The 15,478-nt window shown below is 66.6% G+C and carries 15 protein-coding genes and 1 pseudogene; 8 read left to right on the top strand and 8 right to left on the bottom strand.

The features are described 5' to 3' along the window. Positions 1-88, top strand: a pseudogene (locus LH400_RS11400) (IS5/IS1182 family transposase); the annotation flags it as partial. Positions 89-640: 552 nt separating this feature from the next. On the opposite strand, the gene LH400_RS11395 reads toward LH400_RS11400, so the two are convergent. From LH400_RS11395 to LH400_RS11380, 4 genes are read right to left on the bottom strand one after another with little or no spacing between them, the layout of a single operon-like run. Beyond that, a complete protein-coding gene (locus LH400_RS11395) occupies positions 641-1,810 on the bottom strand; it encodes an ROK family transcriptional regulator (protein ID WP_229152806.1) in 1,170 nt (389 codons plus the stop codon). A gap of 3 nt (positions 1,811-1,813) precedes the next feature. Beyond that, a complete protein-coding gene (locus LH400_RS11390) occupies positions 1,814-3,106 on the bottom strand; it encodes a TRAP transporter large permease (RefSeq protein ID WP_229152805.1) in 1,293 nt (430 codons plus the stop codon). Beyond that, positions 3,096-3,611 carry a TRAP transporter small permease gene (locus LH400_RS11385; RefSeq protein WP_229152804.1) on the bottom strand — a complete coding sequence of 172 codons (516 nt, stop codon included), beginning with the start codon at positions 3,609-3,611 and terminating at the stop codon, positions 3,096-3,098. The genes LH400_RS11390 and LH400_RS11385 overlap by 11 nt, the downstream gene beginning before the upstream one ends. 37 nt (positions 3,612-3,648) lie before the next feature. Beyond that, on the bottom strand, positions 3,649-4,617 hold the full coding sequence (locus tag LH400_RS11380; RefSeq protein WP_229152803.1) for a TRAP transporter substrate-binding protein: 969 nt from the start codon (positions 4,615-4,617) through the stop codon (positions 3,649-3,651). 180 nt (positions 4,618-4,797) lie between these two features. Between LH400_RS11380 and LH400_RS11375 the strand changes: the two genes are divergently transcribed. From LH400_RS11375 to LH400_RS11355, 5 genes are all read left to right on the top strand, one after another. Then, a complete protein-coding gene (locus tag LH400_RS11375) occupies positions 4,798-5,544 on the top strand; it encodes a 6-phosphogluconolactonase (RefSeq protein WP_229152802.1) in 747 nt (248 codons plus the stop codon). A gap of 10 nt (positions 5,545-5,554) precedes the next feature. Beyond that, the gene (locus tag LH400_RS11370; RefSeq protein WP_229152801.1) at positions 5,555-6,559 is read left to right on the top strand and encodes an N-acetylglucosamine-6-phosphate deacetylase; all 1,005 of its coding nucleotides are present in this window, start codon (positions 5,555-5,557) and stop codon (positions 6,557-6,559) included. 178 nt (positions 6,560-6,737) lie between these two features. Then, the gene (locus LH400_RS11365) at positions 6,738-7,634 is read left to right on the top strand and encodes an aldose 1-epimerase family protein (protein WP_229152800.1); all 897 of its coding nucleotides are present in this window, start codon (positions 6,738-6,740) and stop codon (positions 7,632-7,634) included. 280 nt (positions 7,635-7,914) lie between these two features. Next, positions 7,915-8,802: a YihY/virulence factor BrkB family protein gene (locus tag LH400_RS11360; RefSeq protein ID WP_229152799.1), complete on the top strand. Its 888-nt coding sequence runs from the start codon at positions 7,915-7,917 to the stop codon at positions 8,800-8,802. Between the two features lie 149 nt (positions 8,803-8,951). Continuing rightward, the gene (locus LH400_RS11355) at positions 8,952-9,269 is read left to right on the top strand and encodes a hypothetical protein (protein ID WP_229152798.1); all 318 of its coding nucleotides are present in this window, start codon (positions 8,952-8,954) and stop codon (positions 9,267-9,269) included. Between the two features lie 108 nt (positions 9,270-9,377). Here the strand turns inward: LH400_RS11355 and LH400_RS11350 are convergent, their stop codons facing one another. Continuing rightward, positions 9,378-10,022 carry a DUF2380 domain-containing protein gene (locus LH400_RS11350; protein WP_229152797.1) on the bottom strand — a complete coding sequence of 215 codons (645 nt, stop codon included), beginning with the start codon at positions 10,020-10,022 and terminating at the stop codon, positions 9,378-9,380. A gap of 165 nt (positions 10,023-10,187) precedes the next feature. After that, entirely contained in the window at positions 10,188-11,807 is a 1,620-nt protein-coding gene (gene xseA, locus LH400_RS11345; RefSeq protein ID WP_229152796.1) for an exodeoxyribonuclease VII large subunit, read from the bottom strand. Between the two features lie 158 nt (positions 11,808-11,965). Here xseA and LH400_RS26005 point away from each other — a divergent pair, with 158 nt between their 5' ends. After that, positions 11,966-12,733 carry a pentapeptide repeat-containing protein gene (locus LH400_RS26005; RefSeq protein WP_255617073.1) on the top strand — a complete coding sequence of 256 codons (768 nt, stop codon included), beginning with the start codon at positions 11,966-11,968 and terminating at the stop codon, positions 12,731-12,733. 131 nt (positions 12,734-12,864) lie between these two features. Here LH400_RS26005 and LH400_RS11330 read toward each other — a convergent pair whose 3' ends face one another. After that, on the bottom strand, positions 12,865-13,818 hold the full coding sequence (locus tag LH400_RS11330) for a LysR family transcriptional regulator (RefSeq protein ID WP_229152795.1): 954 nt from the start codon (positions 13,816-13,818) through the stop codon (positions 12,865-12,867). A gap of 187 nt (positions 13,819-14,005) precedes the next feature. On the opposite strand from LH400_RS11330, the gene LH400_RS11325 reads away from it, so the two are divergent. After that, entirely contained in the window at positions 14,006-14,278 is a 273-nt protein-coding gene (locus tag LH400_RS11325) for a DUF1127 domain-containing protein (RefSeq protein ID WP_229152794.1), read from the top strand. Between the two features lie 197 nt (positions 14,279-14,475). On the opposite strand, the gene LH400_RS11320 is transcribed toward LH400_RS11325, so the two are convergent. Next, entirely contained in the window at positions 14,476-15,477 is a 1,002-nt protein-coding gene (locus LH400_RS11320) for a hypothetical protein (RefSeq protein WP_229152793.1), read from the bottom strand. Position 15,478 lies beyond the last annotated feature (1 nt).

The raw sequence follows: 15,478 nt of genomic DNA, 5'->3' as shown, positions 1-15,478 counted from the left end.
GCGTGATTACGAACAGCGCATCGACGTCTCGGAAGCCATGATCCATGTCGCCATGGGCAGCCTCCTGCTCCGACGCATCAGCCATTGATACCATTCTCAAACGGACTCTAAGACGGATTGTTCAAGCAGACGGTCTGTTGCATCTTCTGGTGGACGGTAAATTCACCTTTTCGTTGAACAAGGAGAGCGGCCATCATCCATCACGACATCACATCCGCTGACGCGCGGACCATGGAGCAGATGCGCGCCATCTTCGCTGGAAACCCGGCCGTCAACGTTGCTTCGGCCGATCGGGAGATGGTAGCCTGATAGAGGAGACGGCTGGCCGACCACTGCGGTTTCACATCACAAACAGTGTCCATCAGGAAATACAGGAGAGGTTGCTCACACGTTTTTTGCCGGGACATAGGCCAAAACCAATAGCCTTAGATGACAACCTGCAACGAATGTCGGGATCGGTAGTTGCGTGCCCCGCAACCAAGTTTACTTCGAAAAACCCCGCCCCACCGGCGGGGTTTTTCGTTTGGGCTGAAGGTCGGGGGATCTTGGGAGATCGGGCCGCAGGTCGACCGCTGCCTGCGCCCGGCCGAGGCGAGCGTCATTCCCAGATCTGTCGCCGAGCGACTCGCCTGCGCCTGCGTCACCCCCGGCGTCGCAGGAGATCGTCGCATGCGGCTTCGAAGACGGTCTCGACGGCGCCCGACAGCTCGTGGCGTGAGCCCTGCTCGCCGGAGGTGACGATCGTCCGGTCGAGGCTCCGCAGAACGGGAGCCGCTTCGAGGGCGACCACGAAGCGGTGGAAGATGTCCGCGTTCCGCACGAAGGGTCCGGTCAGGATGATCCTGTCGGGAAACAGGAGCCGCGACAAATTGCCGGTCAGACGGACCACCTCCCGGGTCGCTTCGGCGAGGGCGGGGACATCCAGCAGGTTCAGCCGCTCGGCCATGGGGCCGAACGCATCCTCGTCGAGCGGAAGATCCGGGAAAACGGATCTTATCTGCGGGCCGAGCGACCAGAGCGCCGCCACGGTCTCCAGGCAGTCGGTATTTCCGCAAGTGCATCTGGCGCCGCGGGCATTGCCGAGGCCCCAGTGCCCGATCTCGCAGAACCGGCCGCGCAGGCGGTTCACGATCGCACCCTCGGTGTAGTAGGCGGCGCCGATGCCGTAGCCCCAATGCAGCAGGAGAACGCTCTCCTCGCGCCGCTTCTCGGTGTCCGCCAGCCGTCCGGCGAGCTCGGCGTCGAGATTGCGGACGAGCACCACCTCCTTGCCGAGCCCGCGCAGCACCTCGCCGACATCGAGATTGCTGACGTTCGGCCATCGTGAGGAGAAGCACCAGAGCTTTCGCGGCGCGTCGAGGAGGCCGGAGAAGGAACACACGACGGCGATCACCTCGACCCCGGTCGGGAAGCGTTCCAGGGCTTCGGCGGCAAGGCTAAGAAGCACCGCCGCCATCTCGTCATTGGCCGTATCCGCGGGCGGCGCCGCATGGGCTTCGGCGACGACGCGGCCGGCCATGTCGACGGCCTTGGCGACGATGCTGCGGCTTGCGACCTGCATGAAGATCACGCCGAAGCGCTGGGTATTGTAGCTCAGGTAGGCGGCCGGCCGGCCGCGCCCGCGCTGCCTGACCACGCTTTCGCGAAGGAGATCGGCTTCGACCAGCTCGCCGACGAGTTCCGAAACCGTGGTGGAACGCAGATTGAGATGCTCGATGATCTCGCCCCGGGTCGTGGCCTTGCCCGTGCGCACGAGGTCGAGCACGGTCCGCAGGTCACGCGTGCGCTGCGTCTCGGAACCGGAAAGCATCGTCTATTTGAACCATGTCGGCAGGGTCAGCGAGAGCGCCGGAATGTAGGTCACCAGGAGGAGAACGACGACCATCGCCGCGTAGAAGGGCAGGAGGCTCTTCGTCGCCTTTTCCAACGGCAGGCGTGCGATGCCGCAGCCGACCAGGAGCGAGGTGCCGACAGGCGGGGTGCAGAGCCCGATGCCGAGATTGAGGATCAGGATGATGCCGAACTGGATCGGGTCGACGCCGACCTTGGTCGCGATCGGCAGGAGGATCGGGGTAAGGATCAGGATCAGGACGCCCATGTCCATGAGCATGCCGAGGATCAGGAGTAGGATATTGATCGCCAAAAGGACGAAGATCCGGTTGTCCGAGATGGCGAAGATGCCGTCGGCGAGGAGCGTGGGAACCCGCAGATAGGAGAGCAGGAAGCCGAAGGCCGACGACGTCATGATGATGGCGGTGACGATGGCGAGCGTCGTCAGCGTGGTCGCGAAGATCCGGGCGATCGCGGCGCGGTTGAGGGTCCTGTAGAAGAGCCCCGTGGCGAGAAGCGCATAGACGACCGCGACGGCCGCGGACTCCGTCGCCGTGAAGACGCCGGTCAGGATGCCGCCGATGATGATGACGATGGTGAACAGGCCGATCGCGGCATTGGCGGCGACGCGGACCGCCTCCCTCGGCTCGTAGCGCTTGCCGGTCGGATGGCCGTGCCGGACCGCCATGATCCAGCAGATCACCATCAGCGACAGGCCGAGCAGGAATCCGGGCACATAGCCGGCGATGAACAGCGTGCTGATCGGCAGGCCGCCGGCCGCCAGCGCGTAGAAGATCATGTTCTGGCTGGGCGGGATCAGGACGCCCTGGACCGAAGAGGTGACGGTCACGGCGACCGAGTAGCCGGCCGGATAGCCGTTCCGCGTCATCGCCGGGATCAGGAAGGAGCCGATCGAGGCGACGTCGGCGACGGATGAGCCGGAAATGCCGCCGAACATGGTGCTCGCGACGACATTGCCCTGGGCGAGGCCGCCGCGCAGCCGGCCGACCAGGACGTCCGCGAGCTTGACCAGCCGGTCGGAGATGCCGCCCTCGGTCATGATGTTGCCGACGAGGATGAAGAAGGGCACGGCGAGGAAGGTGAAGCTGTTGAGCCCGTTCACCATGCGCTGCGCGATCATCAGCGGCGGCAGGCCGAGATAGAAGACCGTCGCCAGCGACGACAGGCCGAGCGCGAAGGCGATCGGGACCCTGAGAAACATCAGCGCCAGGAAGCCGCCCAGGAGAAGGGCGATGCCGACGAAGTCAATCGGCATGGGGGCCCTCGACCGCGAAATTGGGATCGGCGACGTCCCGAAGGGCAATGTTGACCAGCGCGTTCAGGAAGCCGAGAAGGCCGCCCGCCATCGTCGGCAGGTAGAGCCAGTATTTCGGCAGGCGGGAGGCGGGCAGGATCTGCTGTCCCGCCAGGGCGACGAGATCGCGTCCATAGACCAGCACGGCCAGCATGAAGAGCGCCATCAGCACCTGCGCCAGATAGTCGAGAGCGATCGCCAGCGGCGCCGGCAGGATGTTGCGGAAGAAGGATATCGCGACATGCTCGTGCCGGCGGATTCCGATGGCGATCGCGATGAGGCCGAACCAGATGAGGCAGAGGAGTGCGACCTCCTCGGACCAACTCGTCGGATCGTTGAGGACGAAGCGCAGGAAGACCTGCAGACAGATCACCGTCGTGATGATCACGAGGAGGAAGTGGCAGAGCCAACTGGCGGCCATGTTCGCCGCGTCGGCTCCTCGCCTGATGCCCTGCTGCCAGTTCAACTCGGCTCCTTCCCCCGCGTGACAGGGCATCGGCGCCCTATTTGACCGCCTTGATCTTCTCGATCAGCGGCTGAAGGTCGGGAAATTCCGAATAGATCGGCTGCACCGCGGCCTGGAAAGGCGCATTGTCCACTTTGGTCACGGTCGCCCCGGCCTTCTCGACGGCGGCCTGCGCCTCTTCGTTCGCCTCGCGCATGATCTTGCGCTCGTAGAGCGCGGCTTCCCGGCCGGCCTTGCGGATCGCCTCCTGCTGGTCCTCAGGCAAGGCATCGAAGCGGGCCTTGTTCATCACCAGGAGTGCCGGGGGGCTGAGATGCCCGTCCTCGATATAGTTCGGCGCGACTTCGTAGTGGCCGGACGTCTGGTAGCTGACATAGTCGTTCTCGGCGCCGTCGATCACGCCCGTTTGCAGGCTGGAATAGACCTCGCCGTAGTTCATGGGCGTCGGGACTGCGCCCAGAAGCTCGACCATGCGGATCGAGATCGGCGCCGGCTGGACGCGGATCTTCAGCCCCTTCAGGTCCTCGAGCTTGGTCACCGGCTTGCCCTTCACGGTGTAGAAGGACCGCGTGCCGGCATCCATGTAGTCGAAGCCGACGAGACCGACATCGCCGAGGTCATCGAGCACCGTCTTGCCCACCTCGCCGTCGAGCACCGTATATTTCTGGTCCCAGTCGCGGAAAATGTAGGGAAGCGTGAACACGCCCATCGACGGGCTGACATTCGCCATGACGACCGAATTCACCCGGGCGAGGTCGACGACCCCTGCCTGGGCCTGTTCGATCGTCTCAGGCTCCTGGCCGAGCTGGGCGCCGGAGAACACTTCGACCACGACGGCACCGTCCGTGTACTCCTTCACGAGGTCGGCGAAGCGGTGCATCGCCACGGTGACAGGGTTCGTCTCCGGCTGGTTCTCGGCGAGGCGCAGGACGGTCTGCGCATAGGCGGACTGGGAGAGGAACGAGACGCAGACGCCAGCGGTGAGCAACGCGGTATGGAGCTTCATGGTCGGGGCTTCCCTTCGGTTGGACGAAGGCGAGTATTCCGGCGCGTTCCGCCGCCGTCAAGCGATTAAAAACGAAATGTGTTTGAAATTAACACGCCGGTGATTGGCGGCATTGACCCGGGGCAAGCGAATTGCCTACAGGTTATAAACAGAGCCGTTTGAAATATGAGGAAGCGTTCCATGCAGCTGACTGTGCATGCCGACGATAAGGCGCTCGGCACGGCCGCGGCGCGCGAAGGCGCCGCGGCCGTGGCCGCCGCCATCGCCGAAAAGGGCCATGCCGTGGTGGTGCTGGCGACCGGGGCGAGCCAGTTGACCATGCTGGCGGACCTCATCCGGGCGGACATCGACTGGTCGAAGGTGACGGTCTTCCATCTCGACGAATATGTCGGTCTCGGCCTCGACCATCCCGCAAGCTTCCGCCGCTATCTGCAGGAGCGGTTCGTCGACAAGGTCGCGGGCCTCAAGGAGTTCGTGGCGGTCGACGGGGACGCCGGCGACATCGATGCCGAGATCGACCGGCTGAACCGCCGCCTTGGCGCCGAGACGGTGGACGTCTGCTTCGCGGGGATCGGCGAGAACTGCCATCTGGCGTTCAACGACCCGCCGGCCGATTTCGACGTCGAGGATCCCTACATTCTCGTCGAGCTCGACGAGGCGTGCCGCCGCCAGCAGCTCGGCGAGGGCTGGTTCCCGACCCTCGACGACGTGCCGCGCCGCGCCGTGTCGATGAGCATCCGGCAGATCATGACGTCGCGGCGGATCGTCCTGTCGGTGCCGGACGAGCGCAAGGCCGCCGCCGTCGCCCGCGCGGTGGAGGGCGAGGTCTCGCCCAAGGCGCCCGCGTCGATCCTGCAGCGCCACCCGGCCGCGAGCCTGCATCTCGACCGGGCCTCCGCCAGCCTGCTCGCGGCCCACAAGGCGTAAGGAGACGGCAGTGTTCTCGGACGGCCTCTTCGACCTCCAGGTGAACGGCTATGCCGGGGTCGACTTCAACGATCCCGCCATCCGCCCGGGCGATCTCGATATCGCGCTCGAGGCGATGCTGTCGCACGGGGTGACGGGCTGTCTTCCGACCATCATCACCGCGCGACCGGATGAACTGCGGGACCGCTTTCGCGCGCTCGACGCCGCCGTCGGAGGCAGCAGGCTCGGCCGGCGCATGGTCGCCGGCTACCATCTGGAGGGGCCGTTCCTGAACCCTTCGCCCGGCTATTGCGGATGCCATCCGGCCGCCGCCATGGGCGATCCCGACATCGCGCTCCTGACCGATCTCGAAGCCGGTCTCGGCCGGCCGATCGTCCTGGTGACGCTCGCCCCGGAAAGGCCGGGCGCGATCGCCTTCGTCGAGGAAATGACGAAGCGCGGCAAGGTCACTGCCATCGGCCACTCGGCCGCCGATTTCGAGACCGTGCGCCGCGCGGCCGACTGCGGCACCAGCCTCTCCACCCATCTCGGCAACGGGCTTCCGCACGAGCTTGCCAAGCTCGAGAACACACTTCTGGCGCAACTCGCCGAAAGGCGGCTCGATGCCTGCCTGATCGCCGACGGCCACCACATGTCGCCCCAGGCGCTCGCCGCGATCGTCGCGCTGAAGGGGCCAGGCCATTCGATCCTCGTTACCGATGCCGTCGTCGCGGCGGCAGCGCCCGCCGGGACCTATCGCTTCGCGGGAATGGAAGTGGAGCGCACGGCAGAGGGGTCCGTGCGCCAGCCCGGCCGGGCCAATCTCGCCGGCTCGGCACTCTGCCTCGACCAGGCGGTCCGCAATGTCTGCGCCTGGAATGTCGCCTCCACCCGGGATGCGATCGCCATGGCCTCGGCGAACCCTAGACATGCGCTGGCGCGTCCCGCAGGGCATTACGGCCTGCGCCTCGATGCCGGCCGTCTGCGCTGGAATTCTGCGTTGGAGCCGATTTTCGAGGGCTGGGAAGCGGCCTGAGGCTTGGGCAGGCCGCCTGGAAATCCGCTACGGATGTTCCCGCGAAGCGGCGGAGAAGCAATCCGTCATGAACCACCTGCGCGATGACGTACCCTTGGGGACGGGATTTCCTTGATCCGGCCGCGTCTGCGGGGCATGCCTTGCAGGATCGGGAGTAGCCGGAAGAGGAACGAACGGCATGGACAGCCATCGAATTGTGACGGCCGGCATCAGCGCCGAGGTGAGCGCCAAGGGGGCGGAACTCGTCAGCCTGCGCGATGCGGCCGGAAACGAGATGCTGTGGCAGGCGGGCCCCGAATGGCCGCGCCATGCGCCGGTTCTGTTTCCGATCGTCGGGCGGCTCCGCGACGATACGCTGCGCCACGACGGCAAGACCTATACGCTCGGAAAGCACGGATTTGCCCGCGACAGCCAATTTGAATGGACGGAACGCGGCGCGGATAGGGTGACCCTGCGCCTCGGCGATTCTGCCGAGACGCGCCAGTCGTTTCCGTTCCCGTTCAGCCTCGAACTCGTCTATGCCGTCGCCGATGATGGCCTCACCGTGACGACCAGAGTGACCAATCCCGGCGAGGGGCCGCTTGCCTGCGGCGTCGGAGCCCATCCGGCGTTTCGATGGCCGCTCGCGGAGGGCGTCGCGAAGGACGACCATGTCGTCATCTTCGAGACGCAGGAGACCGGAGGCGCCATGCCGGTGGTCGACGGGCTTCTCGGCGAGGAGATGCCTCTGCCCTTCGACGGGCGCCGGCTGAAACTGTCGGAACGCCTTTTCGCCGACGACGCGCTGGTGATGCCGGGGGTGGCCAGCCGCAAGGTGACTTTCGCCGCTCTGGGCGCCGAAAGCCGCACCGTCCGTTCGCTCGCCGTCAGCTGGGATGGGTTCAAGGACCTCGGCATCTGGTCGAAGCCGCACGGGGCGCCGTTCCTCTGCATCGAGCCCTGGTATGGCATGGCGAGCCCCATCGATTGGGACGGCGAGTTCCTGAAGAAGCCGGGCATCCTGGTCCTGCCGGCCGGCGAGACGCGCGATTTCCGCTGGAGCGTGAAGCTGGGCGAGGATCAGGCGGCAACCTAGAGGTGAAGCCGGATGGTGCGCGGTGGGCCCGAAGTCTCGATCGCCTTGACATCCGCCTCGCGAGCCGAGGCACCTGCGGCCGTTTCAACCGAGATGGCGCTGAACGCGACCGATCACGCGGATTGATCTGAGCGGGCGGCGTCGAGACGCGCCAAGGTTTCACTTCGTTTCGGGACATCGACGCACGCTGCCACAGTTTCCGTCGCGCGAGGCGTTGGCGCGGGTTCCGACCCGATCGCCTCGCCTCACCGAACCGCAACCAATGGAGGCAAGCGAGCGCGTGGCATCAAAGACGATTTCCCGATGGCTGCGCTCCGGCTGGGGCATCCTCGTCGAGCTGAAGCGGGAAGTCTTCAGCGACCATATGCTGATGGTGGCGTCCGGCCTTGCCTTCCACGGCGTCGTCGCTCTTCTGCCTGTGCTCGCCTCGATCGCCGTGGTCTGGACCGTGCTCGGTGGCCTCGACGTCCTCAGAAGCGCCCTCGATGCGCTCGACGGCGTCCTGCCGGGCGATACGCTGGAGCTCGCCCGCAATTTCGTCTCGCAGGCGCCGAGCCGCCTCGGCCTCGGTCTCGGCCTCGCGCTCAACCTTGTGGTCGTCGCCTGGACCGCCTGGCGCTCGGCGAGCGGACTGATCACCGCGCTCAACATCATGGCCGATGTGCGCGAGAAGCGCAGCCGGGTTAAGCGCGGCATCATCTCCTTCGGTGTCGCATTCGTCGGGACGGTGGTGCTCGTCTTCGCGCTTGCCATACTCGCGGCACCGGTGATCCTGCCGGGATATCCGATCCTCGTCGGCGACCTGCGCTGGCCGATCCTCGCCGTCTCCTTCTTTGCAGCCTTGGCAATCCTCTTTCGTGTCGGTCCCTCGCGCGAGGCGCCGCGCTGGCTGCCGCTTCTCGGCGGCGCCGCGATCGGCACGCTCCTCTGGCTCGCCGTCTCCTACGGGCTGACGGTCTATGTCTCGACCGCCGGTTCCTATGGCCAGCTCTACGGTCCGGTGAGTTCCGTCGTGCTGACGCTGATCTGGTTCTATGTCAGCGCGCTCACCATCCTCACCGGCGCGGAACTCGATGCGATCTTCCAGGACCGTGTCAACGGAAAGCCGCGCGAGCGCACCCTGCAGCGGGAACTGCGCGAGCGGGAAGCGGGGCCTACGCGGGGCTGAGCGCCCGTCTCGGCCGCCGGACACCTCCTGAAATCGGCGTCACCCTTTAGCCGGCGAAGCTTGCCCTGCCCGAACGGACGGAACGCGCGGACGATGCGGCTCGTTTTGCGCCAAGCATTGCAACGAACTGAAATAGCAGGAGAACCGACATGGCAGATCCGCGCGAACCGCGGCCCACGGGGGGGCCGAACCGAAACGAGACCACGCCGGCTACCGACACCACACGGACCACGACAGGCGCACGAACGCCGGCAGGCACGCCGGCCGCAAGACGCGGCACGATCGGCAGCTGGGTCTGGATCGCGCTCGCCGCGATCATCGTGCTCCTGCTGGTCTGGTGGTTTGGCGGCAGCTATTACGGTGGCGTCAACGCATCCGATCCGACGGCGACCGATGACATCGGCGCGGCGCCGACAGTCACCGATACGACGCCGTCGACGGGTGGCACCACCGCCCCGGCACAGTAGCGCAAGGCATGCTCAGAAGGGCGCCGGAGACGGTGCCCTTCTCGATCGTCGGAGACTGCGAGGCCATTCTTCGGGGGCCTGTGCGGCCGGCACGGGATCGCAGGCCTGTCAGGGCTTGCGCCGTTCGGAAGCGTCGGCCGCCCGGCTTCCCCCGAGCGTCGTCAGAATGTCTTTTGCGGCGAATTCCGCGGCTCGGTCGAAGGCCTCGTCGGTATCGCCGCGAAACGAGATGATCCGATCGGAGACGAGCTTGTCCGCCGCGACGTCGAGAACGTCGACCCGGCCCCAGCCGACCAAGGTGCTCATCTTGTGGATGCCGCCGAACACGAGGAAGTCGGCCCCTGCGCTGCGCGCCTCCTTGAGAAGTTCGGCCGGCGGCGTCGTCTCGGCACTGCAGCCAGACCGGTCGAGACAGGAGAGTTCGACCGGGCGAAAATCGGGACCCTCGACAAGTCGATCGCGCAGCCGGGTGCGGAAAGCCGCCAAGCGATCGGCATGCTCTTTTGTCTGGTCGCGCGCTTCTCCAGACGTATCCACGTAATCGAAGGCTATCACGGCCACCGTCGCCGGCGGTTCGGCTGCCACCGGCACGGCTGTCATGAAAAGACCAGCCGCCGCGACGAGCAAAGGCCGAGCGGTGGGTGCCCCGCCTGTCGGCGTTAATGCAATTTCTGCGTTCATCGATTGCCTCCCCACGATGGGTCCTCCGGCGCCCAGCCCGATGATAGCAAGATTCTGCCGGCGGCGTCGCATACCTTTGCCGGCCGCTGCTATCCAGAATTCGAGGCGGGTAGCGGCGCCTGCGTTTCGTGAACTCGGCCCGCGCCGAGAGCAGGCGCTTTCCTTTGCGAAGGAGTCTTGTCTGTCCGGAGGTCCCATGCCTCCGCCGGAAGCTGGTGCCGTGGCCGACGACGGGCTTCAGAAGAGCGTGCCCTGGTCCTCGCCCGCCGAAGCCTTGCGGGACGGACGGCGCTTCGGCCTTGCCGGCGCGGGGGAGGCGGCTTCGAGGTTCTGCTGGGCTGGCGGCCCGCCGTCTGCGCCTGTGGCGACGGCCTCCCGGACTTCGCGGCCGGCGAACTCGACCTGGAAAGTCATGCCGGGCTGAAGACCGGACGCGCGCACGATCGGTGTGTTCTCCATGTCCCGCACGATGGCGTAGCCGCGCTGCAGCACCTGGCGCGGGTCGAGGCTTGCGGCCATGCGCCAGGCATTTCCGAGCCGCTGGCGCCGCATCTCGGTGAGCCGCCCCTCGGCCTGCGACAATCGTTCGCCCAGGCGGTCCAGATCGACGCGGGCGGCCTGGCTGCGCGCCTTGATCTGATGCGGGCGCATTTCGGCCGCGACCCGGTCGAAGCGGCGGCGCCGGTCGCCCAGCGCGGCGCGGACGGCGTGGTCGACATGGGTCGCCAGATGCCGCAGTCCGGCCCGCTTGTCGCGGGCGAGCGCCTCAAGGCTGCCCGGCGTCAGCCGCGCGGCGATCTCGGCATAGGAGCGCCGCTTGTCGGAGATCGCGACGCGCAGGCACTGGCCGAGGCTGGTCGTCGCCTCGTCGAGGCGGCGGCGCGGCAGCGCGAGCAGCATGTCGGGCACCGGCAGCGCGCGGGCCGTCGCCGAGACATGCCGGCGCTCGGAATCGAGCCGTCGGGTCATGGCCGCGCCGTGACGCGCGTGGAGACTGGCGAGCGCGGCGACAAGATCGGCCTTCACCGGGACGGCCATCTCCGCAGCGCCGGTGGGCGTCGGCGCGCGCCGGTCGGCCGCGTGGTCGATCAGTGTCCAGTCCGTCTCGTGGCCGACGGCCGAGACCAGCGGAATCTGCGACGCAGCCGCGGCGCGAACGACAGCCTCGTCGTTGAAGCCCCAGAGGTCTTCCAGACTGCCGCCGCCACGCGCGACGATGAGAAGGTCCGGCCGCGGCAGCTTGCCGCCCGGCTCGATCGCGTTGAAGCCCTCGATCGCCCGCGCCACCTCCTCCCCGGAGGTTTCGCCCTGCACGCGCACCGGCCAGACGAGGAGCCGCACCGGAAAGCGGTCGGCGATCCGGTGGCAGATGTCCCTTATGACGGCGCCGGTCGGCGAGGTGACGATGCCGATGACGTTTGGAAGATAGGGCAGGGGCTTCTTGCGCTCGGCGACGAACAGGCCTTCCGCCTCGAGCTTGCGGCGCCGCTCGTCGAGAAGCGCCATCAGCGCGCCAGCGCCCGCCGGCTGGATTTCGTCGATAACGATCTGGTATTTCGAGGCGCCCGGGAAGGTTGTCAGACGGCCGGTGGCGATGACCTCCAGCCCCTCCTGGGGCTTGAAGGACAGCTTGGAGAACGTCGTGCGCCACACGACGGCGTCCATCCGGGCCCTGTCGTCCTTCAGGCAGAAATAGGCGTGGCCGGAGGAATGGGGGCCGCGATAGCCGGAAATCTCGCCGCGCACCCGGACATGGCCGAAGGTCTCCTCGACCGTCCGCTTCAACGCACCCGAGATTTCCGAGACGGTATATTCGGCAACGTTCGACGCAGGCGCCGATTCGGCAGAAAGACTCATGCCCGGAGTGTGGCGACTGGCCGGCCCCGGGGCAAGGCCGCCCGCCCGCCCGCTCCCGCACCCGCGCGATCACTTCGACGCGTTTTGACCCGATGGACCGCCCATGGCAGAGGGCGAGTGGTGGGCGAAGAACGACAGACGATCTGGGAGGATCGATCATGATGCGTCTGAGGATCGCAGCCCTCGGCCTTTTGGCCGCCTCGACCTGCCTCGGCGTTCCCGCCGCGGCGCAGGGATTGCTGAACGGCCTCGACATGACCTCGCCGCGCATGACCAAGGCGGAGATGTCGCGCCAGGACGTCGAAGACGCCCTGGCGAGGGCCGGCCCGGATACGCCCGCCGACTTCAGCCGCAAGGCTCTCAACGGTCTCGACCTGTCGGGTCTCGACTTCGGCGCAGCGCTGTTCACCGCGGCGACGCTCAACGGCACGAACTTTTCGAACGCCGGGCTCAAAGGGGCCAAGCTCGATCAGGCCTGGGGGCTGAAGGCGAATTTCTCCGGCGCCGATCTTTCCGGGGCGAGCCTGTTCCAAGCCCAGATGATGGGTGCGGATTTCTCGGATGCGGATCTGTCGCAGGCCCGTGTTGCCAGCGATTTCTCGCGGGCGAACATGAGCGGCGCCAATCTCTCGGACGCCGACTTCTCCGCCGACATGCGCAATCAGTCGATGGGGCTGATGCGCGGCGTCCTCGATTCCGCCGATCTGTCGAACGCCGATCTCACCAATGCCAAGCTGTCGCGGGCCTCGGCGGAGTTCGCCGATTTTTCCGGTGCGTCCCTCGTCGGCGCCGACCTGCGGAAGGCCGAGCTGGCAGGAGCGAAATTTGCCGGGGCGAATGTCGAGGGTGCCGATTTCGACGGCGCCGACTTGCAGTCGGCCAAGCTCGGCGGCCTCACTGGCCAAGCGAAAAACCTGAAACAGTGAGGGGGTGGGCCGGCGCATGGTGGCCGGCTCGCGCCAGTCCGGATGACAGGGGAATGGCGGCACCCGGCCGTCGTCTGCCGGCGGCGGATATCTCGATGTCCGGGTAGGAGAAAGGCGGTCCCGCTCCGGGTTCAGCTCGCCAGGGCCGAGTTGGACCGAATGCGGGCCGATCTCACGACGCGGGTCTCCGGGATCTGGGACGGCTTCGGCTGCGCCTGCGGCGGGGCGAGGTTGGCGAGGCTGTCGCGGATGTGTTCGACCAGCGCGGTGATCACCGGACCCTCGGCCGCGCGGGCGCGCAGGATGCCGATCTCCGTGTCGATCAGGGTCGGGAACTTGTCATACTCGCCGAGGATCCGCATGCCCGGCCGCAGCGCGCATTCCGGCAGAACGCTGATCGCCAGGCCTGAAAGCACTGCCGAGGCGACGATCTGCGCCGACCAGGAGGTGAACAGCACCTTGTACTTGCGGCCAATGCGGTCGAGCGTCTGCATGCCCTGCGCCCGCCACATGCAGTCCTGGCGGCCTAGCGCCAGCGGCAGGATCTCCGCATGGTGGATGTCGTGGGCGGCCGAGGTGACGAAATGCAGGGGTTCGCGCCGCACGATCTCGAGCGGCGCCGTCGCATGGCCGCAATCGGAGACGAGCGCGACGTCGAGCCGGCCCTTCTCGACGTGATCCATCAGGTTGAGCGAGGGCTCGCAGGCGATCTGCAGTTCGACCAGCGGGTTCGAGCGCGAAAACCGCGCCAGGATCTCGGGCAGGAAGCGCTCGGCATAATCGTCGGGCAGACCGATCCGCACATGCCCCTGCATTGCCTCCTGATCGAAGGCGGACAATGTCTCCTGGCTGAGGGTCAGCATGCGGCGGGCATAGGCAAGCAGCCGCGCGCCCTCGTCGGTGATGCGGATGGTGCGGCCGTTCCGCTCGAACAGCTGGACCCCGAGCCGATCCTCCAGCCGCCGCATCTGCATGGATACGGCCGACTGCGTCTTGAACACGTCATCCGCAGCCTTGGTGAAGCTGCCGGCGTCGACGATGGCGACGAAGGTTCTGAGCTGATCGAGATCGAGGGGAACGGACATCGGCTTACCCATCACCAAGACTGATGTGAGACATTACGAACATTTGTTGGAGTTATCAATACGGCGGATCTATCTTCATCCTCGTCAGGAACAACTCGGGAGCGCAGAGACCCGCCGGCCATTGCGGCCGGGCGGAGAGCGCTCCCGCTTTTCCTGACGTCAGATGGCTGCGAAAGGAGATCAAGCCATGACGATCACTGCGAGAACCCGTACCCCCACTCTCACCAAGGCGCCGCTGACGAATGTCCGCGTTTTCGTCGAGGCCGCCCGCGCGATCGTCAAGACCATCGTGAACCGTCGCCAGGCCAAGCTTCTCGCCGAGATGCCGGACTATCTCTTGAAGGACGTCGGCATCCGGCGCGACGACATCCATAACGCGCTGCAGACGGTCTGGCACGAGGATCCCACCTATCGGCTCGCCGTGTCCGCCGCACGCCGCCGCTGCGGATTCCTCGACTGAGGCCGGATCGGGCGACCTTCCTGCAGTATCGCCTATGACTTCGACGCGCCGACCGGACATTTCCGGCCGGCGCGTTTCGTTTTGTGGGTCAGTCCGCTGCCATGACGTTCAGGGCGGGAAGGCGCAGCCGCTTGCTGTCGTCACGACTCGGCCGCAGATCGACCCTTCCGAACATCGCCGCCGCTCCGTTGCTCGCGTCAGGTCGCGTCCGTCTCCTTGTCGCCGGTCGGCTGGCGGCCGAAGATCGCCATCATCTGGCGCGCATATTCCTGCTGAAGGTCGAAGCCGGCCTGGGCAAGGCTGGCGGGATCGGCGGATGGCGCGGTGTCCTTGGCCGATGTCTCCGGCGCCTGGTCGGCGGATGAAGCGGCACTCGGGCCGGTCCCGGCGGCGTCCGGTCCTGCCGCTGGCTTCGCTTCGCCCCGCTCCGCTTCGCCGGATCCGTGCCAGCCGCGCAGAAAGGCGTGAGCCATCTCGTCGAACGGCGGAAAGCCCGGCATGGCGGGCGATTGTCTCGTGCTTGTCGAAGGCTTGGGATTGGCGGGAGCCTGCGGGGACACCGAACTCGGCGGCAGCCAGGGCAAATTGCCATTCAGGGCGTCGGAAAACAGCTTCTGCAGATATTCGGTCCCGGGCATCTGCGGCATGCCCGCCTGCGGCCGCGGCGCCGGTGCGTCGGAGGGGCGGCCGAGCGCTTCCATGGCATTGGCGCTGCGCCGCATCATCTCCGCCATGGCGACCGGCATGTTGCCCTCGGCGAATCCCTTGGGCTGCTGGCGCGCCATGTTGGCCAGCATCATCTTGACCATGGTCTCGATCGCCATGACCGAGAGATTGCGCATCAGCTTCTCGACCGTGTCGGGCGTGACCCCGCTGATCAGCGAGACCTGCCGCGCGACCGTCGAAATAATCTCCTGCGATCCGAATAGCGCGCTCGACAGGTCACGCGCGGCCGGGCTCTGCGCGATGTCCTGCCCGGCTGTCGGCGCGCTGTCCGCGGCAAAGGGCAGAAATCGGCGCGAGACCTCCGACCACGCAGCCGGATCGAACATCATCCGCTGCATCGCCAGCGCATAGGCCGGGGCGAGCGCGTCCGCGGTCTTGCGCATCTCCTGATGGCTGAGCTTGAACGTGTCGGCAAGCCGGTCAGTGCCGAGGCCGTAGTCGCTCGCCGTGAGCCAGTCGAAGAAATCCGTCATG

The organism is Jiella soli, from assembly GCF_020615385.1.
Taxonomy (GTDB): domain Bacteria; phylum Pseudomonadota; class Alphaproteobacteria; order Rhizobiales; family Rhizobiaceae; genus VKMB-3413.
Note: the sequence above shows the minus strand (reverse complement) of the source record. Positions and strands in the feature narration are given on the sequence as shown.